Below are 20775 nucleotides of genomic sequence, written 5' to 3' on the forward strand. Positions count from 1 at the left end.
GATCGCAATGATCTGCTCTTCGCTGAACCTGCTCCGCTTCATATCCGTCCGACTCCTTCGCGTCGGACTCTACTCAAAATCGGTCACATTTCAGGGGAGCACGTCAAGGCGCATCAATTCTGGAGGGCGCGCTGGCGGCCTGCACGACGGACGCGTCTATGCCTTTTCTCCAGAAAGTCGTTGCCGACCCCGAGGTGGTGCGAAGCATAGGATCGCGCATGTGCCGTCGTGATCGGCCCCCACGCCGAACTGCTGGGTCTTCGTCTATCGACAGTGGCGCGCCAGAACTTGCTGACACGGCAGAGATAGAAAGGCTGGTCAGCGCCTTAAACGGACGCGTCGGGCCGGCTCCTCAGCATGATTATTCTGTAAGCTGCGGGGCAAGCACACCAGGGAAGAGGGGCACCACGTCCGTATTACCTGAGTCTTCGGGGGTCCAACGGGTCACCATCTCCGCACAGCGCTTCGCAAACACGGCAGCAATCTCTTCATCCCCGGCCAAGATGGCGCGGACCATTTCCGCCCGCGTGGTCCAATATTGCCGAATGCGAGACGGATGATTGCGATACACATCCTGTTCAGGCGGCATTTCCGCGCAAAAATCATAAAGCGTGTCGAGGAACAGGGCGAGCACCTTGTTGCCAGCCATAACCGAGAGAATTTGACTGAAACTCCGTTCGGAGCGCAAGAACGCCTTATAGAGATTGCCGTCGTCGGGAATGTCCTGCTCCGCAAATTCCCGCAGAGCGGCATGCAGTTCCGGATCACGATTACGACTGGCCAGAATGGCGAGCTCTGCCTTGATCGGGCTAACCGCTTGCAGAATTTCGCGCATCGACGTGGAGTGCGCCATCAAATAAACGGCCGCCGAATGTGCCACACCGCTGGTGTCAGGTCTGCGCGAAAAATAGCCGCCGCCAACGCCGCGCTTGACGGTCAGCAATTGCTCCTGTGCGAGCAGCGATGCCGCTTGGCGCAGCGTCGGCCGGCTTACCCGATAGCGGGCCAGCAGATCATCCTCGGACCCCAGCATATGCTCGGGCGGTACGGCCAATATGTCCCCGCGGATTTGCTGTGCGACACGTCGGACGGTGGAAGAGATCGATGCCATTGTTACTCCTTTAACCGCTCACTGTAACGAGAGGGTTTCGGGCACGTCAAGAAGCGCATGCTGGTCATGCGAACGAAGCTTGGTGCGGGAACCGGCACAATCTCTGGTACCGCGCCCTTATGAGCGCAATTTCAGCACTCAGGCGTTACCAGGCTCTGTCGAAAAAAACTTCTTCAGCTTGTCATCCACACCGTTCATTTCATCGGCATCAGCAGGCGCGCTGCCTTTGGCAGTGATGTTGGGCCATTCGGTGGAATATGTGGCGTTCAGCGCCAGCCAAGCCTCCAGACCGCTTTCGGTATCAGGCATGATCGCTTCTGCAGGACACTCGGGTTCGCACACGCCGCAGTCGATGCACTCGCTGGGGTTGATGACCAGCATGTTCTCGCCCTCATAGAAACAGTCCACCGGACATACCTCTACGCAGTCCATATATTTGCAACGGATGCAGTTGTCGGTCACGACATAGGTCATGGTTGTTTCAGTCTTTCTAGCTTTGGCTATCGTTTCGCACTGACGGACCGCCGCTTCTCTTCGTTTAGGTTGATGGCGCCCCTGCTTCAGCTTTCCCTGTTTTCGCCGAGTACCGTCCATGAGGGCTGGCGCTTTTCAAGGAAGGCCGCCGTGCCCTCGACCGCGTCGGGATGGCTGCGGTGACGAATCAATATGTCGAAGCCGTTGGCATAGGCTTCGGCCAGGGGCTTCTCGTAGGATTCCCAAACCGCCTTGAGCGATCCCTGGACAGCTGCGGGTGACACCCCCGCAACGATTTCCGCAAGGGCCATCGCCCGGTCGATCAACTGATCGGCAGGCACCACTTCCGATACCAGGCCGGCTGCCAGCGCCTGCTGCGCGTTCAGCCTTTCGGCCTTGCCCAATATGACCATGCGCAACACTGCGCTCGCGCTCATCTTGCGCAGCAGGCCGATCGGCTCCAGCGCAGTCACCTGGCCTACATTGACATGGGAGTCGACGAAGCTCGACGACTCGGACGCGATCACGATGTCGCCGTCCGCCACGAAATGCAGGCCCGCTCCCGCACAAACGCCGTTCACCGCCACGATCACCGGCTTCCAGATTCCGGCCATCCGGCTGGTGAATTTGGGAACGATCACCTTGGATGGATCATTGGTCGTCTCGGCCGCTTCCTTGAGCCCGCCTACATCCGCGCCGGAACAGAAGGCACGTCCCCCTCCGGTGATGACGATGACGCGCACGCCCGGGTCTGACGCGGCCAATGCATATTGTTCTTCCAGCGCATATTGCATCGGGCGGTTCAGCGCGTTGAGCCGATCGGGCCGGTTCAACGTCAGCTTCAGCACATATCCATGCCGTTCGACGAGCAAAGGCGGCGTTTCGGACATCGCGATCTCCTGGTCCTGCAATTTGTCTGCGCCCGCTTACTATCATTGTCCTGCCAAGCGGCAAGTCAAAAGAGTATATTGAATTCAGTCCCGACAGCCTATAGGGACTTAATCGCATGCCGTCCGGAAGGCGGCCATGCCTGTGCGGCAAGGCGCGGGGCGGCGATAGGAGCAGGACCGGCTTAATGGATTTGATCCCGACTGACGACCAGCAGCAGATCATCGATCTGGCTGCCGACTTCATCATCAACGAACTGCCTTTGTCCCGGCTGTTCGACGCTCATTATGATGCCGACAAGGCTCGCCTTCAGCGGCAGTCGATGGCGCAGCTTGGCTGGATGGGCATTGGCCTTGCAGAGGATGGTGGCGGCGTCGGCATGACAGTGGTCGAGGAAGCGTTCATTCTCCGCGAGATCGGCAGGGTGATCGGTCCGACGGCGATCATCCCTGCGATCCTGGCGGCCAAGCTCGCCCACGAGGCGGGCCTGAATGGTCTTCGCGATGCCCTCCTTTCGGGCGAAGGGGGCGCAGCACTGGCTGTCGCGGAAGCACCGCTGAGCGCTACGGCCGATGGAGTGAACGGGACAGCACGCATCTACAACGTGCAGGACGCGCAGGCCGTGCTCGCCATTGTCGGCGATGAGGCGCTGTTGCTCGACGCATCCGCCGCCGGTCTTCAAGAGCTGCCCTGGCTCGACGCCTTTACGCCGGTCGCCCGGCGCGATCTGGCTGGGCTATCGGTGCTCGCCCGCGTTCCGGCCGCAGCGACGGTGCATAACGGCCTTCTGTTGACCGCCGCCTATCTGACCGGGCTTGCCGAAGGCGCCGTCGCCATGGTGCAGGAATATGCCGGCATCCGTGAGACGTTCGGACGCAAGATCGGCGCTTACCAGGCGGTTCGTCACCCGATTGCTGAGGGCGCGGCGCGCAGCGAGCATGCCAAGTCCCTGCTTTATGTCGCCGCGCTGGCTCTGCGCGATGGGCGTGACGATGTGGCGCTGCAACTTTCCTCGGCGAAGGTCGTCGCGCACCGCGCCGCCACCCGCAACGCGGATATCAACATCCAGTTGCACGGCGGCATCGGCATCACGAACGATCTGCCCGCCCACCATTTTATGAAGCGGGCGCTGATGCTGGCTCCCTGGTTCGGCGGCCGCAAACCGTTGCTCGACGCCCTGCTCGACGAACCGCTGCTGACGATCTGAAGGACTGACCATGGATCTGGATTATACACCCGAGGACCTGGAGTTCCGCAGGGCCGCGCGCGCCTGGCTGGCCGCGAACGTTCCTACCGAACCGCGCCCGGCCGAAGTGCAGGCCGGCGCCGCCTTCGACAAGGCATGGCAGCGCCGCCTCTATGACGGTGGCTGGGCCGGGGTGAACTGGCCGAAGGAATATGGGGGGCTCGGCCTCAACGGCGTCCGCACGCTCATCTGGTGGGAGGAATGCGAACGCGCTCGCGCGCCCGGTTATGAACGCTTCACCATCGCCTTGACCCACGCCGGCCCGACGATCATCACGCGCGGTACCGAAGAGCATAAGGCCGCCTATCTGGAGAATATCCTTAAAGGCGAGACCATCTGGTGCCAGGGCTTTTCCGAGCCGGGCGCGGGGTCCGACCTTGCCGCGCTCAAGACGCGGGGCGAGATCGACGGCGACTATCTGGTCGTGAACGGCCAGAAGACGTGGACTTCGGGCGCCGCGACGGCGGAGTTTCAGGAACTGTTGATCCGCACCGAGCCGGGGTCGGAACGGCATAAGGGCCTGACCTGGATCATCTGCGACATGTCGACGCCGGGCATCACTGTCCAGCCGATCTCGACCATGATGGGTGAGAGCGACATCAACGCCACTTTCTATGACAATGTCCGCATTCCGCTGAAGAATGTCGTGGGCGAAGTAGGTGGCGGCTGGTCGGTCGCCATGTCGACCCTCGCCTTCGAACGCGGCAACACCTTTCTGCGCGATCAGATTTCCATGGCCGGCAAGGTGGAACGCGCGATCGAACTGGCGCGCAAGACGGTCACCGCTGACGGCAATCGCGCGATCGAGGACAAGGAGATCGCCCGCAAGCTCGCCGATCTCAAGGCCGACGCGATGGGCTTGCGCGCCATGGCGATCATGAACGTGTCCAACATCGATCGCAAAGGCCAGCCGGGCCCAGAAGGGTCGATGGTCAAGTTGCTCGTCAGCCAGGTGAACAAGCAACTGATGGAAGTCGTGGCGGACCTCTCCGGCCAGCCCTTCCTCGACTATGACGGCACGCGTCACAGCAACGAATGGACGTTCGATCATATGTGGTCATGGGTGCTGACCATCGCCGGCGGGGCGACGGAAATCCAGAAGGAGATCATCGCCGACCGCGTTCTCAATCTACCGAGGTCACGATGAGCAACGAACTGCATGATATGGATCAGGCCGGCCTTCAGGCCGTTGCCGACGACAAGGGGCTGCACCTCGCCAAGGTGACATGGGTCCATCACTGGACCGCCGGCCTGTTTAGTTTCCGCATCGAGCGGCCGTCGACCTTCCGCTTCCGCTCCGGTGAATTCATCATGATCGGCCTGCTGGGCGCGAACGGCCGCCCGTTGATGCGCGCCTATTCGATTGCCAGCCCTAGCTGGGAAGAGCATCTGGAATTCTTCTCTGTCAAGGTGGAGGAGGGCGCGCTGACTTCCCGCCTCCAACATCTCAAGGAAGGTGATCATATCTTCCTGGGCAAGAAGCCGACCGGTACGCTGGTGCTGGACGCACTGCTGCCCGGCAAGACGCTCTGCATGGTGGGCACGGGCACGGGTCTCGCACCCTTCCTCTCGGTGCTGCGCGATCCCGAGACGCACGAGAAGTTCGAGAAGATCATCGTCACGCATACGGTGCGCCAAGCCGAGGAACTCGCCTATCGCCAATTCCTGGAGGAGGAAATCCGTGCGGACGAGATTTTCGGCGAGATGCTGAAGGACCGCTTTACTTACTATCCTACCGTCACGCGGGGCGAATTCCATCGCAAGGGCCGAATCACGGATTTGATCCGCGACGGCATCTTTCGCAACGAGGTGGGCGTGGTGGAGGAAGACCGTGGTTCCTTCCGCTTCATGCTGTGCGGGTCGATGGCGTTCAACAAGGACATGGGCGCGCTGCTCGAATCCAACGGGCTTGTCGAAGGGTCGAACTCCGAACCAGGCACTTATGTGATGGAACGCGCCTTCGTCGGCTAATTGGCAAGCGCGGAGAGCGGGGGATCGTTGGTCGCTTCGCTGCCGTTCCGCCATCTGCGACCGCGATGATGCTCAGGACAGCAGCCGGATGGCGGCCACCATCAGCAACAGCGCCATGCCGCCGCCATGGTAGGCAGGCGCGACTTGGTGAGAGTCAGTTTGCGCCCGAGCCGGTCTGACAGCGCGTCCTGACAAGTCCGGGGCGACGCCGTGGCGGCCCCATGATGCAATCCCGTGTCTTTCCTTTGCAGCCTTTCAGGTAAATTTATCCTCAGGTAGATTTTCATAGCTATTTCGCGAACGGCGCCTCCGCCTATCAGAACGGGACGACAATCGTGCTCGATGGCGGGCCCTCAACCCAGAAATGAGCTGGTGGCAGCGAAGTGCCCCGTCGCATGGGGCCTGAAAGCAGGAAGGGGCGGATCGACTGATCCGCCCCATTTTGGTTCCGGCCACGATATTCTTCCGCGTCAACCTTCGTCAACGCGACGGCAATCCCTTCAGCGAACCGGATCTTCGGCGAAATATTCGCCGTACTTCTCATAGGCCGCCTTGAGCAGCGTCGGCACATGATCTGACGGCAGGAGGCCCTCGACCGGCTGGACGCGCTTGAGGATCTGCTTGCCGAGAACGGCGCGATGCACCTCGGTCGGACCGTCGACAATGCCCATACGAAAGGCCGCGCCGATCATCGGGCCGAAGCGGGTCTCGTTCGACGCACCCCAAGAGCCGTGAAGGTGCGCGACGCCCCAGATGATCTTCTCGCACACTTCGGCGGTCTTCACCTTGACCGCCGCGGTCTGGATATAGGCCTCGCGCTGCTTGGCCGGCCCCTGATCGTACAGCCAGGCGGTGTGCAGCACCAGCAGGCGGAACTGCTGAAGCTCGGCCCACCAGCCGCCGATCTGGTCGCGCACGACGCCGAGATCGGCGAGACGGCCTTCCTTCACCTCGCGGCTGACGGCGCGTTCGCACGCCATTTCCAGCGCTTTCTGGCACAGGCCCACCGTTCGCATCGCATGGTGGATGCGGCCGCCGCCCAGGCGCGACTGGGCGACCTTGAAGCCTTCGCCCGGATTGCCCAGCACGCAATTGTTGGGCACGCGGACGTTATTATAGTGGATATAGCCATGGGTGCACATGTCGCCCGTCTCGCCCCACAGGCCGACATTGCGCACGAAGTCGATGCCGGGCGTGTCGCCGGGGACCAGGAACATGGTCATGCGCTTGTGCGGCTCGGCATCTGGATCGGTGATGACCGGGACGATCAGGAAGCTGGCATAGCGGGCGTTGGAGGAGAACCACTTATAGCCGTTGATGACCCAGTCGTCGCCGTCACGCACCGCGCGCGTCTTGAAATTGGTCGGGTCGGAACCGCCATCGGGCTCTGTCATCGAATAGCAGCTGATGATCTCGCCGTTGAGCAGGGGTTTCAGGAACCGCTCCTTCTGCTCGGGCGTGCCGAAATGGGCCAGGATCTCGCCATTGCCGCTGTCGGGCGCATTGGCGCCGAACACGCGCGGGGCCCAGTTGGAGCGGCCCAGAATCTCGTTGATGAAGCACAGCTTGGCCTGGCCGAAGCCCTGGCCGCCCATCTCCGGTGTCAGATGCGGCGCCCAGATGCCCTTGTCGCGGACCTTCTGCTGCAGGATCTTGAGGAGCTTCATCGACCCGGTGTTGGTCGTCACATACGGCGCGTTGGTGCTGTAGCCGTGCACCACGTCCATCGGCTCGACCTCGTTCCTGACGAAGGTCCTGATCCACTCAAGCGTTTCCTCGAACTCCGGTTCGAGCGAGAAATCAATCATCTGCTATCTCCTTGGAAATGGGTTTCAAGCCTGTCGCGTGATTTCCAGCGCGCCTGCCACCAGGCGCGGGATGAACGCGGCGAGGCGATGGGCCATGGACCCGGCCTCCTCGTGCAGGCTCTTGACGTGGTTGAATTCGATCAGGGCGGCGAGCTTGAACATGGACAAGGCCATATAATAGCGCAGATCCTGCACATTGAGCCCGCTCAATTCCGCATAACGCCGCGCCAGGCTTTCGCGGGTCGGATAGGCGGAAAGATCGACCGCGAGGCTGTAGCCCGGCGCGCCGCTTTCCGACGGGAAGGGATAAAGCGCCCGGCCGAGATCGAGCAGTGGATCGCCGATCGTCGCGATCTCCCAGTCGATCATCGCCGCGAGGCGCGGCGGCAGGTCGTTGGCGAACATCACGTTGGAGAAGCTGAGATCGCCATGGATGATGGTGATGCGCTGGGTTTCCGGTCGATTGTCGCGCAGCCATTGCGCCAGCTCGTCCCAACCGGGCAGCTGCCGGTCGCCATAGTCGGGATGGGCGCGGTGCTTTTCCATCTGTGCCTGCCAGCGGTCGACCTGGCGCTCCAGGAAATTGTCGGGCTTACCGAAATCGGTGAGGCCGACCGCCGCGACATCCACCTTCGACAGGGCGGCTAGCCCCTCGATCATCGCATAGGCCGTCTTGTGCCGCTCCTCCTCGGTCCAGCCCTGACCGGCAGGGGGATCGCCCGATCCCATCCAGCCTTCGACGAAGCCGGTGAGACAGAAGGGCGCGCCGATCACGCCTTCATCGTCGCAATAGCCAAGGAAGGCGGGGTGCGGCACGGTCGACCCTTTGAGCGCCTCCAGCACGCGCGCCTCCCGCCGCAGGGCGTTGAGACTGTCGGGCCGCGCCGGCCAGGCTACCGTGCGCAGCACGGCCTTCCAGGCGCCCGCCGTGACCAGCATCACCGATCCGCTCGTACCGCCGGCCAGCGACACCAGCGTAGCCCTGTCGGCGTCGGCCTCGGGGAAGCGCGCGGCCAGCCATCGCCCCAGCCGTTCGCCCGCCGCTGCCTCGAACCAGGGTGCGGAAACTGTCTCGCTCATATAGTATATCCTGTTACCGCATTGAAATGGGCAGACAAAAATACGGATATCGCCTCGATGAAGGCGTCGTTGCGGTCGTTCACCACCATATGCCCCGCATGCGCCACGTCCACATATTCGAGTTGCGGCGCGAGCGCGCGCAGCGCCTCCACCCCCGCTTCCCCGACGACATCACTTTGCAGGCCGTGGACCAGCAGCAGCGGCTTGCCGAAGGATGCGGCGGCGCATTCCAGGTCGATAATGCGCTGTTCGCCTCGCGGAATGCTGGTCAGGAATTTCGGGTCCCAGTGCCAGTACCAGCGGCCATCGTCACGCTGGCGCAGATTCTTCTCCAGCCCCGCCGTGTCCGTGGGCGCTGGCTCGCCCTTATAGTTGGCGATTGCCACTGCCGCCTGCTCCAGCGATTCGAATCCTTCGGCATGGGCCAGCATGAAGCCGCGGATGCGCGACGCGCCGTTCGGCTCGACGCGCGGCACGACATCGACCATGGCGACCGCGCCGACCGGCGAATCGGGTGCCGCGCCCGCCAGCAGCGACATCATGCCGCCGAACGAGGCGCCGACCAGCCCCACCGGTCGGCCCTCGCCATAAAGGCGTGCAATCTGGACAATGTCATCGGCAAACAGGTCCAACCCGTAATGGGCCTCGTCCGGCCAGCTGCTCTCGCCATGGCCGCGCAGGTCCAGCGAAATGGTCTCGAACCCCCTGGCCCACAGCGACTCGGCGGCGCCGCGCCAGCTGTGGCGCGTCTGCCCGCCGCCATGGGAGAAGATAATGAGCGGGGCGCCAGGGCGTGGCAGGAAATCGCCGACGATAGTCGCGCCTTGATTCTCCAGAACCAGCTTTTCCATTCGGGCTCCCTCCACCTTCCTGCGTCTTGCCATGTCGCGCATCGGAAGCGCGATCAAGAAAAAAGTGATCTCTTTTAGGCGGGAAACTGGTTTGCGGTCGATCAACATCCATATGGAGGCGCGTGTGCGACCAGACACGAATTGCATGGTCTTACTGGACGCAAGCAATAGAGATAGCTATATCGCGGCAAAATTCGGAGCAGGAGTGAGCGATGTCTGCATTGGTGGCTGGAGTGGGGATGGTGCGTTTCAGCAAGCCTGGGGCTCAGGAGGCCTATCCTGTGATGGCGTCGGAGGCGATCCGTGTGGCGTTGAGGGACGCGGGCCTCGGTCTTGAGGATGTTGCGCAGGCTTATGCGGGCTATTGTTACGGGGCGACGACCTGCGGGCAGCGGGCGCTGTATGAAGTGGGGATGACGGGCATACCAGTGATCAATGTGCGCAATGCGTGCGCGACGGGGTCGTCTGCGTTGCTGCTGGCGAACCAGGCGGTGGCGTCTGGCGCGGTGGACGTGGCGCTGGCCTTTGGTTTTGAGGAGATGAAGCCGGGGGCGCTGGTGAACGAGGATTTCCGGGTGTCGCCGGTGGACCGGATCGTGGCGCGGTTCAATGAGCTGGGCTATCCTGTGGACGAGGCGATGTCGGCGCCGGGTTTCTTCGGGGCTGCGGGTCAGGAATATCTCAGCAGGTACGACGCGAAAGCGGATATCTTCGCGAAGGTGGCGGTCAAGACGCGGACCCATGCGGCGAACAATCCGATGGCGCTGTTCACCAAGCCGATCACGGTGGAAGAGGTCATGGAATCGCCGGTGATCTGGGGCGACTATCTGACGCGGCTGATGGCATGCCCGCCGACCTGCGGCGCGGCGGCGGCTATCGTGGTAAGCGAGAGGTTTGCGCGCGAACGGGGTCTGACCCGTATGGTGCGGATTGCGGGGCAGGCGATGGGGACGGACGGACCCGAGGCGTTCGACAGCGCGATCGATCTTGTGGGCCGCGGCATCACGCAGCGGGCGGCCGCGAGCGCCTTCGCGCAGGCGGGCGTGGGTCCGCAGGATGTGGACGTGGTGGAGCTGCACGACTGTTTCACGACCAACGAGGTCATCAACTATGAGGCGCTTGGCCTGTGCGGCGAGGGCGAGGCGTCGAGGTTCATCGCGGACGGGGACAACAGCTATGGCGGCAAGGTCGTCGTCAATCCGTCGGGGGGGCTGATGTCCAAGGGCCATCCTCTGGGTGCGACGGGTCTGGCACAGTGCACGGAGCTGGTGCAGCAGCTGCGCGGCGAGGCCGGCGCTCGGCAGGTCGAGGGCGCGCGCGTCGCGCTTCAGCACAATATCGGCATGGGCTCTGCCGGTGTCGTCACTCTCTATGTGAAGGATTGAAGCCGTGGCGCGCATTCTCGTCACCGGATGTTCCAGCGGGATCGGTCGGGCGCTGGTCATGGAACTGAGCCAGCGCGGCCATGATGTGGTCGCGACCGCGCGGCGGGCGGAAACGCTGGCCGACCTGCCGGTCGCGCTTGCCCTGTCGCTCGACGTGACCGACGATGCCTCGGTCGCGGCGGCGGCGCAGGTGGCGGGCGATGTCGATATCCTCATCAACAATGCGGGCTTCAGCATCTGGGGGGCGGTGGAGGCGCCGGCGATCGCCGACCTCGAACGGCTCTTCTCGACCAATGTGCTGGGCCCGATCCGTATGGCCAAGGCGCTGCTGCCGGGCATGCGGGCGCGAGGGCGCGGGGCGATCTACAATATCTCCTCGGCCGCGGCGAAGCGCTCGACCGGATTGCTCGGCCATTATGCGGCGACCAAGGCGGCGCTCGATGCCTATACCGACGCGCTGCGGATCGAGCTGGCGCCGCTGGGCATCGCGGCCTGCACCGTCGTGCTGGGCGCGGTGGAAAGCAGTTTCGGGGACAATCGCACCGACGTCTCGATGGACGCCTATGCCTTGCTGGAGGAGCGTGCGCGCGCGCGGATCGCGGCGAGCCGCAAGGCACCGGCGACAGCGCAGCAGGTGGCGTCGCGCATTGCCGACGCGATCGACGCGGGACGTCCGCCGCTCCGGCTGGACGGCACGGGTGACGGCTTCGCGCTGATCGCGCAGCGCACCGGGCAGGACGACGAGAGCTGGGAAGCGGGAACGCTGGCCGGGCTATTTCCCGAGGGGCTGGCCGCCCGCACCGGCTGAATGGGGCCGGCTGACCAATTTCGAACCGATATCTTCATAGGGAGAGCAAGAATGGCTGAGACGGTGGACTATGGCTGGCTGAAGGAAGAACGTGCGTTCAAGATGGACGTCAAGGAAGCGGGCTACAGCGCGCGCGAGATCGTGCCTGTTGGCGAGCAGACCTATGACCCGCAGCTGATCTTCTGCCCCAACCAGGACTGGTTGGAGCCCGACGGCTCGATCATCTATGGCGACATCGGCGGCCAGCAGACCTATGGCTGGGACGAAACCAAGGGTCATGGCTCGATCATGAAGCTGCACGCCGACAACAGCGTGGAATATCTGGTGCGGCCTGAGAATATGGGCACCTATATGCCGCTCTGTCCGATCCGCATTCCCCCTGAGTTCGGGGCGTACAAGGATCAGGTGATGCTGGTCGGCCAGGCGGGGCCAGGCCGCGTCGGCGCGCGCAACCAGCATTATGTGTTCAAATATGCCCAGGGCGACAGCAAGATGGAGGTGTTCGCCGAGATCCCCCATGCCGGTACGCTCAATGACGGCATTCCCGGCGCCGGTCTGACCGGCGGCTTTGGCCCCTATGGCAGCCCGCAGGAGGGCAAGTTTTTCTGCATGTCGATGATGAACTGCACCATCTACACGGTGGACAACAAGGGGCACATTGAACCCTGGGTGACGCTGACACCGCCGGTAACGCCCGCGCCGATGATGCCGCTCGACATCCAGGTCGCGCCGGCCTGGTGGGGCGAATATGCCGGAGAATATATCGTGCTGGGCAAGATGGGCGCCTCCTATATCGACGATGTCGACTTCAAGGCGACCGAAAAGCCCCAGTGGCTCCATTATCTCATGGATCGCAACGGCAAGATCGATCCCACCCCGATCCCGCTCGACAAGGTTCCCGCGCTGATCGACGCAGTCAAGGCGCCCGAAAGCTTCGGCAGGTTCGCAGGCGACCTCTTCTGGGTGGACGAGGGCGGGGTCGACCTCAACCATGTCACCACCTGGGACGAGCCGGTGCCCTACAAGGCGCGCCTGCTGCGCACCGACAAGGACGGCAAGACCCACGTGTTCGCCGACAATTTCCAGGGTGCCTCCACCATGCTGGCGTTCCGTGGCAACGAACTGCTCATGTCCATCATGGGCAAATCCTACTCCACCGGTGAATATCACCACCCAGACGGCTCCATCTACGCCGTCACAGCAGAGTAACGGGCGGGCCGGCTAGCCAAGCATCAGCGTAAAGGCGCGGGCCTCTCGGCCCGCGCCTTTTTCACAACTTAGTTCATTGATAAATTAAGGTTCTTGCACGCCATTGTGTGCCGACTGGGACCTGGATTCCGGCTCGCGCGGAGCCGGCTAGATTGCCCCGTCGCGGTCATCAGCATCCCGTGCGCTATCAATCGGCCGTACCGGAAGGCGCGCAGATGCGTTCACGCTGGCAGGGGGCTACCAGTTGGAGCGGCCGTCGAAATATTCGACGCCGCCCAACGCGCAGCGGGATGTCATGCCGCTGTCGACTGTCAGCAACGCCCCGGTGATGCCAGTCGCCTTGCTCGACAGAAGAAAGGCGATGCTCTCCGCCACTTCCTGAGGAGATGTGATGCGGCCGAGCGGATTCCACTCACTATAGCGCGCCTCCATCTGCTCGCCGAGCAGGCCGACGGCGCGAGATGTCTTGGTGGCGCCGGGCGCTACGACATTGGCGCGAATGCCATATTTGCCCAGTTCCGCCGCCATGGAGCGGGTGAGCGCGACGACTCCGGCCTTCGCTGCGCCATATGGCGCGTGGAAGGTGGCAGAGGGAAGGGCGCTGACCGAGGCGATGTTGACGAAGGCGCCGGCGATCTTCCGCTCGATCATATGAGCTGCGGCATCGCGGCAGATGGTGAACACATAATCGAGATTGAGTGCCATCACCGTGCGCCACACCTCGTCCGGCGTACCTTCGAACCGGCCCCATTGCGTCGGCGCCATTCCGCCCGCGATATTGGCCACGGCGTGGATGGTCCCTGCCATCTCCACCGCCCGCGCGATGATCGTGCTGCGCTGGGCAGGGTCGCGCAGGTCCGCGACGATGCCGTGGCACGTAGCGCCCACCGCGGTTACCTGACGGATCGTTTCGTCCACCAACGCCTGGCTATGATCCACCGCGACGACGTCCACCCCCTCGCGCGCCAGCGTCAAGGAGGTGGCGATGCCGATGCCGCCGCCGCCCGCGCCGCAGATCAGGGCCGTCGTTTTTTTCATATGTCTCTCCTTCATGCCTGCGGCGGTGCCCGGCGACACTTGCCATTTGAGTAAGTTCAATTAGAGACTTTCGGATCGGGCGAATAGAGGCAATGCGCGTGCTTGGCTGGAGAGGATATGAGCGGAGAGCTGGCGGGATATTGCACCATAGTGACCGGCGGGGCACGCGGCATCGGTGCGGTCGTGGCGCAGGGCTTCGTCGAAGCCGGAGCACAGGTGCTGGTGTTGGATAAACGCGACGATCTTGGTAAGGCGCTCGTCGCCGCACTGCCGTCCGGCCAGGCGCGCTACCGCCGATGTGATGTCACCGACGCCGCGCAGGTCGCCGCCGCTTTCAAGGGCGGGGCGGACTGGATGGGCGGGCTGGACGCACTGGTCCATTCTGCCGGGATGGACAAGCCGGGCTACACACCCGAGGACCTGCCCGAGGAGGTTTGGGATCTGGTTCTATCGGTGAATGCGAAGGGCACTTTCCTCACCAATCAAGCCGCCTTCCGCCTGATGAAGAACAATGGCGGCGCCATCATCAATTTAGGCTCTTTCGCGGGGATTCGCGGCATGGCCGATCGCCCCGCTTATTCCGCGGCCAAGGGCGCCGTGCTCGCCTGGACCCGGGCCGTCGCCGCCGCATGGGGGCCTTACGATATCACAGTCAATGCTATTGCCCCGACCATGGGCACGGACGTGGCTGAGCGCTATCTGGCGCAGCTCGATCCGAAGGAACGCCGGAAACTGGAAGAGGACAGGAAGCGTTTCTCACCACTGGGTGGGCGGCTGGGCAATGTAGAGCGTGATCTGCTGCCGCTGGTGCGCCTGCTCGCCGGGCCGGGTGGCCGTTATATGACCGGCCAGACTTTCGCGGTCGATGGCGGACGAACCATGCTGGGTTCGTGATGACAGGTTGCAGCTGAAGCGCAGAAGACTTAGAGTAAACTCAATAATTCGGAGATGGCAATGAACGTCGCGACTTCCACCCAGATACCCGATCATGTCCCGGCCGATCTGGTGCAGGACTGGGCTTTCGATTCGATCGAAGGCGTGACCAGCAATCCGCCTCAGGCGATGGATGGGACCCGGGACGAACGGCCGATCATCTATGCGCCGCGCGGTCGTCGCGGTCGGGGTACGTGGGTCGTCAAAAGCTATCCGCTGATCGTCGAAGCCTTCCAGACGCCGGAAATCTTTTCCAGCGATCGCTATTCGGGCTTTTCCCAGCTGCTGGGCGAAGATTGGCCGATGTTACCGCTGGAGGTCGATCCGCCGCTGCACCGCCCCTATCGCATGTTTCTGAACAAGGTTTTCTCGCCCAGCCGGATGAGCATGCTGGAGGAAGGCATCACCGAATTCGTCGCCGATATGGTGGAGAAGGTGAAGCCGCTGGGCAAATGCGATTTCCAGGAAGCCGTTGCATTGCCGGTGCCGACCACCGTGTTCCTGCGTCTGATGGGCCTGCCGCTGGAAGACGCGCCGCTGTTTCTGGAATGGGAAAAGCAGCTTCTGCACGGTACGGTGATTGAGGAACGGGCGAACGCGGCGCGGGCGATCAAGGACTATCTGGTCGACACGTTGAAGGCGCGGAAGGCAGATCCGAAGGATGATGTGGTGAGCTATATCGCCAATTCGGAATTTGAGGGCCGTGCGCTGACCGACCAGGAGCAGTTGGGCATGGCCTATGTGCTATATGGTGCGGGCCTCGATACGGTTGCGGCTGGCCTTGGCTTCTTCTTCAAGTTTTTGGCGGAAAATCCCGATCGTCAGGAGGAGTTGCGCGCGAATCCGGACCTGCGGCCCAAGGCGATGGAAGAAATGCTGCGCGCCAATTCCATGGTAGTGTCGGGCCGCTTCGTGACGAAGGATGTCGAATTCCACGGCGTCCAGATGCGCAAGGGTGATTATGTGTCGCTTCCGACTATGTTCGGTAACCGCGATCCCAACCAGTTCGCGGATCCGACGAAGGTCGACTTTGAGCGTCGCGATGTAATGCGGCATATCGCCTTCGGGTCGGGCGCGCATAATTGCCTGGGTTCGCACCTTGCGCGGCGCGAACTGAAGATTGTGCTGGATGCATGGCTCGACAATCTGCCTCCCTTCCGCATCGCACAGGGCGACAGGGCCGTGACTTATGGCGGATCGGTTTTCGGCGTCGATTATCTGCCGCTAGAATGGTGAAGGCGGGGGCCGCCTTTGGGCGGCCGTTTGCCTCGGCAGCCGACTCAGCGCAGTTTGGCAGAGCCGTTGTTCAGCACGATTGCGTTCCGCTTGGGGACGCGGCAGCGGAAGGAGACATGGTCTTCCTCTTTCCACATCTCCGTCACGATCAGGTCACCGGGGTAGACCGGGCTGGTAAAGCGCGCGTCGAAACGCTGGATCGCCGCCGGATCATTGTCGCAGGCCGCGCGCAACACATGTCGGCAGGCGATGCCATAGCTGCAGAGACCATGCAGGATCGGACCGGGCAAGCCGGCGGCGGCAGCAACGCCCTCGTCGATGTGGATCGGGTTATAGTCGCCCGAAGCCAGGCGATAGACCACCGCCTGGTCGACGGACGTCTGATAGGCATCGATGAAGTCAGGTGAGCGATCCGGCAGCTTGTGCGGCGCGGGCGCCGGGTCCGATGGGCCGCCATAGCCGCCGTCGCCGCGCAGGAACACGGTGATGCGCACGTCCGCGATCGGCTCGCCCGTCTCCGCGTCGGACAAGGCGCGCTTCATCGTCATCAACGCGCCGCGACCTTCGCCCTTGTCGTGCAGCATCTCGACCGTCATCTGGCTCTTGATCGTCGCGGCCGCCTCCAGAGGACGGTGGATTTCCGTACTCTGTTCGGCGGCCAGCATCTTGACGATGTTGAGGCCATATTTGGCGTCCGTCAGCCAAGGCTTTTCGCGCCCGAGCGTCACCGCAAAGGTCGGCAGCGCCTTCAGCCCCTTTTCATAGACGAAGGGGCGGTCGGCGGGATCGGCGCCGGCACCCACGCCAAGGGCATAGAGCATGGCGTCCTTCTCGCCATAGGTCTGCGTCACGATTTCGGAAGCGAAGTTCCGTACGAGTTCATGGTCCATCGTCGCGGCTCCACTCAACCGCGGGTGACGACGAAGTCGGTCGATTCGCGGTCCCAGCTATCCGCGGTCACGCCCTCGTCGCGCAATTCGTTCTTCTGGATGCGGCCATGCGCGTTGCGTGGCAGCTCGTCGATGAAGCGGATGAAGCGGGGCACGTAGAAATAGGGTGCTTCATCATTGATGAAGCGGGCCAACTGCTCGACTGTCACGCTTGCGCCGGGGCGGCGGACGACGGCGATCATCAGTTCTGCCTCTGACTCCAGTTCCTCGGACTGGATACCATAGGCGGCCACGTCCGCCACTTCCTCATGCTTGTCCACCACCTGCTCGATCTCGAACATGGACAGACTGCGGCCCTTATAGCGGATATAATCCTTCTTGCGGTCGGCAAAATAATATTGGCCGTCCTCGTTCAGCACCGCCATGTCGCCGGTGTGGTGCCACAGGTTGGTCCAGCTATCGAGCGTACGCTGCGGATCGTTGAAATAGCCCAGGAACAGGTGGCCCGGCTCTTTCGGCCGCACGCAGATCTCGCCGCCGGTGCCGGCCGGCACGGGCAGGTCGTTGGCGTCGAGCAGCGCAACTTCGTAGCGAGGGACGGGCGTCCCGATGAGGGCACCGGTCTTGTCACTATTGTCGTCCGGCGAATCGAACACGCGGAAGGTCTCGCTGGTGCCATAGCCCTGCGACATGGCGGCGATGCCGAAACGCTTCTTGAACTTCGGGATCAGATCGCTGGGCATGGGGATGGCGACGAAGCGGCGCAGACTGTGGTCGGTGTCGCCCGGCGTGGGCGGCTGCTTGTAGAGCAGGATGTGCATCGCGCCCAGCGTGAAGGCCTGCGTCGCCTTGTAATGGCGGATGCGGTCCCAGAAGCGGCTGACCGAGAAGCGCGCGTCGATCGCGGCGGTGACGCCATAGACCAGCGAGGTCCATAGCGAGCCGGACCAGGCGCTGCCCAGATAGAGCGGCGTGCAGGCGTAGAGCACCTCGCCGTCGAGATATTCGCGGTTGTAGGCGGTGCACTGCACCAGCACCGAACTGTGGCTGTGCAGGATGCCCTTGGGCTTGCCGGTCGTGCCCGACGACCACCAGCATTGCACCGGATCGAGCCAGCCCGACTGTTCCTCGACCGGGTCGCTGCTGAGGGAGAGCCAGTCTTCGATATTCGTGTGCTCGATCACCTCGATCGCGGGGGCCGCGCCGATGGTGAAGACCTTTTCCAGGCCTGCGAGCGTCGGCAGCTTGTCGAGGCGCGGCAGATATTGCGGGTCGACGATCAGCTTGGTCGACAGCGCCTCGCGAAGCGCATCCTCCAGAAAGCCGGTATGGAAGTCGGTGTTGATCGTCGTGAAGAGCGCGCCGGTCCGCGTCACCGCCATCGCCAGCAGCATCGCTTCGATCGACGGATCGACCAGCATGGCGACTGATTCGCCCTTCTCGACACCGGCCGCGATCAGCCCGCGCGCATATTGGTTCACGATGGCCTCGGCCTGCGCAAACGTAACCTTGCGGTCATCCGAATGCAGCCAGACAACATCCCCGATATGTGCCGCCTGATCTCGCAGCACTTTCCCTACGACACGGCTTTCCGGGTCGGTCAAATCATAGCAACGCATGTCTCTCAGTCATCCCGCTCGAATCTGGCCGCTGAAAATCTGGCCATTGCACCTTCGCACAAGGACGATAAAGGTATCTGAATAGAGGTCAATAGCTTCGCGTGCGGAAAGCGCGTAGCCAGAACAGCAAGCACAGAAAGAAGGGTGCGATGAAGGCTCTGCAGGTAAACAGTTTGTCGGACGATCTGTCCGGCGTGGGAATCAACGAAGTGGCGGTGCCGGAGCCCGGGGCGGGGCAGGTGCTGATCCGCGTCTTTTCGGCAAGTCTCAACTTTCCGGATCTGCTGATGACGCGCGGCCTCTATCAGATGAAGCCGGACATGCCCTTTACCTTGGGCGGCGATTGTTCGGGCGAGGTCGCGGCCGTGGGCGAGGGCGTGTCGCGAATCAAGGTGGGGGATAGGGTGACGGGCATCGGCGTGGGCGCGTTCGCCGACTATGTCGTGCTTCCCGAGGCGACCGTAGATCCCATGCCCGCGGGTCTTTCCAACGATGAAGCGGCGGCCTTTGGCGCGGCTTATCTGACCGCCTATGTGGCGCTGGTGGAACGGGCGCGCATCCAGGCGGGCGAGACCGCGTTGATCCACGGTGCCGCGGGTGGCATGGGCCTGGCCGCGACGGACTTGGCGCGGGCGCTGGGTGCCCGCGTGATAGCCACCGGCATCGAGGATCACAAGCTCGCCAAGGTGGATGAGCTTTATACGCCCAGCCTGCTCATCAACAGCCGCGACGGCTTCAAAGACAGGGTGAAGGAAGCGACCGGCGGCGCCGGCGCGGACGTGATCTTCGATCCGGTGAATGGCGACGTGTTCGATGAAAGCGTGCGCTGTATTAACTTCTGCGGCCGTATTCTGGTCGTCGGTTTCGTGGGTAATCGGATCACCAGCCTGCCTACTAACCTCACCATGATCAAATGCTTCTCGGTCGTGGGCGTGCGCGCGGGTGAATATGGCCGACGCTTCCCCGACCGGCGCCGATTGGTCAGCCAGGAATTGAAGCGGTTCGCTGAGGAAAAGGCGATTCAGCCGCACGTCCACGCCTCGTTCGACTTTGACGACTGGCGCTCCGCCTTCGCATCGATGCAGCAGCAGGACGCGGTGGGTAAGGTCGTAATCCGGGTGAACGCCGAATAAGCGGCCAATGAAAAGGGCGCCGCATCGACGGCGCCCTTCCCGGCTTCCCCCGACGGACTGGCGATCAGCCGATCGGGTCGTAGGGGAAGACCGCCGCCGGCACGCACAGTTCGATGTTCGAGGGTTTGAGCGAGGGCAGGCCCGCTTCCAGGATCGAGTTCACATCCCAGCCGCCGATGCGCGATACCGAGCGGATCGGGCGGGGCTGGCTGAAGAGCAGTATCTCGTCGCCGCGCACGGCGTAGATCTGGCCGGAAATGTCCGCACCCGGCGCGCAGAGCGCGACCGCGAATTCGGCGACCTGGTCGGCGCGCATCGTCTTCTTCATGCGGTCGAGGCGCGCGGCCTGTTCGTCATTCTGGGGCACGACGCTGTCCATCATGCGGGTCCAGGCGAAGGGGGCGAGCACGTTGCTGCGGATATTGCGCGACTGGCCCTCGATCGCGACAACCCGCGACAGGCCGACAATGCCCATTTTGGCAGCGGCGTAGTTGGCCTGCGCCACATTGCCGATCAGGCCTGCGGTAGAACCGAACAGCACATAGCTGCCCTCGCGCTGCTCGCGAAAATGCTCGATCGTGGTCTTCACGATGTTGAACGAGCCGCGCAGGTGGACGGCGAGAACGGAATCCCAGTCCGCCTCGGTCATCTTGTGTAGCGTCAGATCGCGCAGGATGCCGGCGGGGTTGATGACGCCATGCAGGCCGCCCAGCTCATCCTTGGCCTGCTCGACCATTTGAGCCACATCCTCGATCTTCGCAACATTGCCGCCATTCGCCGCAGCAGTGCCGCCGGCGGCGCGGATTTCGTTGACAACTTCCTCCGCCGGGCCGATCGAACCATCTTCCGTGCTGGCCATGCCGCCGCCCAGATCGTTCACCAGCACCTTCGCGCCATATTTCGCCGCGGCGAGCGCGCATTCACGGCCGATGCCGCGACCGCCGCCGGTGACGAGGATTGTCTTTCCCTCCAAGATCGCCATTATTTTTGCTCCTTCCAGTCTGCCGCACTCCTCCTTCCTCAATCCGATGGACAAATCAATAGAGATACCTAAAACCGTGCAGGGCCGGTGGGCGGCAGCTATTCGTCTGCCGC

19 protein-coding genes are annotated in these 20775 nt (G+C 62.9%); 9 read left to right on the forward strand and 10 right to left on the reverse strand.

Annotated features, from left to right (window positions below):
- Positions 1 to 361: 361 nt before the first annotated feature.
- The 3 genes from J3E64_RS09190 to J3E64_RS09200 form a co-directional block, all read right to left on the reverse strand.
- Positions 362 to 1111, reverse strand: coding sequence for a FadR/GntR family transcriptional regulator (locus J3E64_RS09190; RefSeq protein ID WP_253342353.1), 750 nt, complete (start codon positions 1109 to 1111; stop codon positions 362 to 364).
- A 138-nt stretch (positions 1112 to 1249) separates the two neighbouring features.
- Positions 1250 to 1585, reverse strand: coding sequence for a ferredoxin FdxA (gene fdxA, locus J3E64_RS09195; RefSeq protein ID WP_253342355.1), 336 nt, complete (start codon positions 1583 to 1585; stop codon positions 1250 to 1252).
- Positions 1586 to 1671: 86 nt separating this feature from the next.
- Positions 1672 to 2475: an enoyl-CoA hydratase/isomerase family protein gene (locus tag J3E64_RS09200; protein ID WP_253342356.1), complete on the reverse strand. Its 804-nt coding sequence runs from the start codon at positions 2473 to 2475 to the stop codon at positions 1672 to 1674.
- A gap of 185 nt (positions 2476 to 2660) precedes the next feature.
- Here J3E64_RS09200 and J3E64_RS09205 point away from each other — a divergent pair, with 185 nt between their 5' ends.
- From J3E64_RS09205 to J3E64_RS09215, 3 genes are read left to right on the forward strand one after another with little or no spacing between them, the layout of a single operon-like run.
- Positions 2661 to 3680: an acyl-CoA dehydrogenase family protein gene (locus tag J3E64_RS09205; RefSeq protein WP_253342358.1), complete on the forward strand. Its 1020-nt coding sequence runs from the start codon at positions 2661 to 2663 to the stop codon at positions 3678 to 3680.
- Positions 3681 to 3690: 10 nt separating this feature from the next.
- Complete coding sequence (locus tag J3E64_RS09210) at positions 3691 to 4866, forward strand: acyl-CoA dehydrogenase family protein (protein WP_253342360.1); 1176 nt, start codon at positions 3691 to 3693, stop codon at positions 4864 to 4866.
- A 17-nt stretch (positions 4867 to 4883) separates the two neighbouring features.
- Positions 4884 to 5690 (forward strand): ferredoxin--NADP reductase, encoded by an 807-nt coding sequence (locus J3E64_RS09215; RefSeq protein WP_192668176.1) that lies wholly within the window; start codon positions 4884 to 4886, stop codon positions 5688 to 5690.
- A 500-nt stretch (positions 5691 to 6190) separates the two neighbouring features.
- On the opposite strand, the gene J3E64_RS09220 is transcribed toward J3E64_RS09215, so the two are convergent.
- Genes J3E64_RS09220 through J3E64_RS09230 form a run of 3 tightly spaced genes read right to left on the reverse strand, consistent with a single transcriptional unit; the run spans position 6191 to position 9429 of the window.
- The gene (locus J3E64_RS09220) at positions 6191 to 7498 is read right to left on the reverse strand and encodes an acyl-CoA dehydrogenase family protein (protein WP_253342362.1); all 1308 of its coding nucleotides are present in this window, start codon (positions 7496 to 7498) and stop codon (positions 6191 to 6193) included.
- 24 nt (positions 7499 to 7522) lie between these two features.
- A complete protein-coding gene (locus J3E64_RS09225; RefSeq protein WP_253342364.1) occupies positions 7523 to 8578 on the reverse strand; it encodes a phosphotransferase family protein in 1056 nt (351 codons plus the stop codon).
- Positions 8575 to 9429, reverse strand: a complete 855-nt coding sequence (locus tag J3E64_RS09230) for an alpha/beta fold hydrolase (protein WP_253342366.1) — start codon at positions 9427 to 9429, stop codon at positions 8575 to 8577. Before J3E64_RS09230 ends, J3E64_RS09225 begins: the two co-directional genes overlap by 4 nt.
- A 212-nt stretch (positions 9430 to 9641) precedes the next feature.
- Here J3E64_RS09230 and J3E64_RS09235 point away from each other — a divergent pair, with 212 nt between their 5' ends.
- The 3 genes from J3E64_RS09235 to J3E64_RS09245 are packed head-to-tail and all read left to right on the forward strand — an operon-like array spanning position 9642 to position 12831.
- Positions 9642 to 10814 (forward strand): lipid-transfer protein, encoded by a 1173-nt coding sequence (locus tag J3E64_RS09235; RefSeq protein ID WP_253342368.1) that lies wholly within the window; start codon positions 9642 to 9644, stop codon positions 10812 to 10814.
- A 4-nt stretch (positions 10815 to 10818) separates the two neighbouring features.
- Positions 10819 to 11622 carry an SDR family NAD(P)-dependent oxidoreductase gene (locus J3E64_RS09240; RefSeq protein ID WP_253342370.1) on the forward strand — a complete coding sequence of 268 codons (804 nt, stop codon included), beginning with the start codon at positions 10819 to 10821 and terminating at the stop codon, positions 11620 to 11622.
- Positions 11623 to 11673: 51 nt separating this feature from the next.
- Positions 11674 to 12831, forward strand: a complete 1158-nt coding sequence (locus J3E64_RS09245; RefSeq protein WP_253342371.1) for a hypothetical protein — start codon at positions 11674 to 11676, stop codon at positions 12829 to 12831.
- 237 nt (positions 12832 to 13068) lie between these two features.
- On the opposite strand, the gene J3E64_RS09250 is transcribed toward J3E64_RS09245, so the two are convergent.
- On the reverse strand, positions 13069 to 13869 hold the full coding sequence (locus tag J3E64_RS09250; RefSeq protein ID WP_253342374.1) for an SDR family NAD(P)-dependent oxidoreductase: 801 nt from the start codon (positions 13867 to 13869) through the stop codon (positions 13069 to 13071).
- Positions 13870 to 13986: 117 nt separating this feature from the next.
- Between J3E64_RS09250 and J3E64_RS09255 the strand changes: the two genes are divergently transcribed.
- Positions 13987 to 14763 (forward strand): SDR family NAD(P)-dependent oxidoreductase, encoded by a 777-nt coding sequence (locus tag J3E64_RS09255; protein WP_253342375.1) that lies wholly within the window; start codon positions 13987 to 13989, stop codon positions 14761 to 14763.
- Between the two features lie 60 nt (positions 14764 to 14823).
- Positions 14824 to 16038 carry a cytochrome P450 gene (locus J3E64_RS09260; RefSeq protein WP_253342377.1) on the forward strand — a complete coding sequence of 405 codons (1215 nt, stop codon included), beginning with the start codon at positions 14824 to 14826 and terminating at the stop codon, positions 16036 to 16038.
- A gap of 44 nt (positions 16039 to 16082) precedes the next feature.
- Here J3E64_RS09260 and J3E64_RS09265 read toward each other — a convergent pair whose 3' ends face one another.
- Complete coding sequence (locus J3E64_RS09265; protein WP_253342379.1) at positions 16083 to 16928, reverse strand: MaoC/PaaZ C-terminal domain-containing protein; 846 nt, start codon at positions 16926 to 16928, stop codon at positions 16083 to 16085.
- 14 nt (positions 16929 to 16942) lie between these two features.
- Complete coding sequence (locus J3E64_RS09270) at positions 16943 to 18547, reverse strand: AMP-binding protein (protein WP_253342381.1); 1605 nt, start codon at positions 18545 to 18547, stop codon at positions 16943 to 16945.
- A 149-nt stretch (positions 18548 to 18696) separates the two neighbouring features.
- Between J3E64_RS09270 and J3E64_RS09275 the strand changes: the two genes are divergently transcribed.
- Positions 18697 to 19680 (forward strand): NADPH:quinone oxidoreductase family protein, encoded by a 984-nt coding sequence (locus J3E64_RS09275; protein WP_253342383.1) that lies wholly within the window; start codon positions 18697 to 18699, stop codon positions 19678 to 19680.
- A 64-nt stretch (positions 19681 to 19744) separates the two neighbouring features.
- Here the strand turns inward: J3E64_RS09275 and J3E64_RS09280 are convergent, their stop codons facing one another.
- Positions 19745 to 20662 (reverse strand): SDR family NAD(P)-dependent oxidoreductase, encoded by a 918-nt coding sequence (locus tag J3E64_RS09280; RefSeq protein WP_253342385.1) that lies wholly within the window; start codon positions 20660 to 20662, stop codon positions 19745 to 19747.
- Between the last annotated feature and the right edge of the window lie 113 nt (positions 20663 to 20775).

This window comes from Sphingobium sp. OAS761 (assembly GCF_024168485.1).
Taxonomy (GTDB): Bacteria; Pseudomonadota; Alphaproteobacteria; order Sphingomonadales; family Sphingomonadaceae; genus Sphingobium.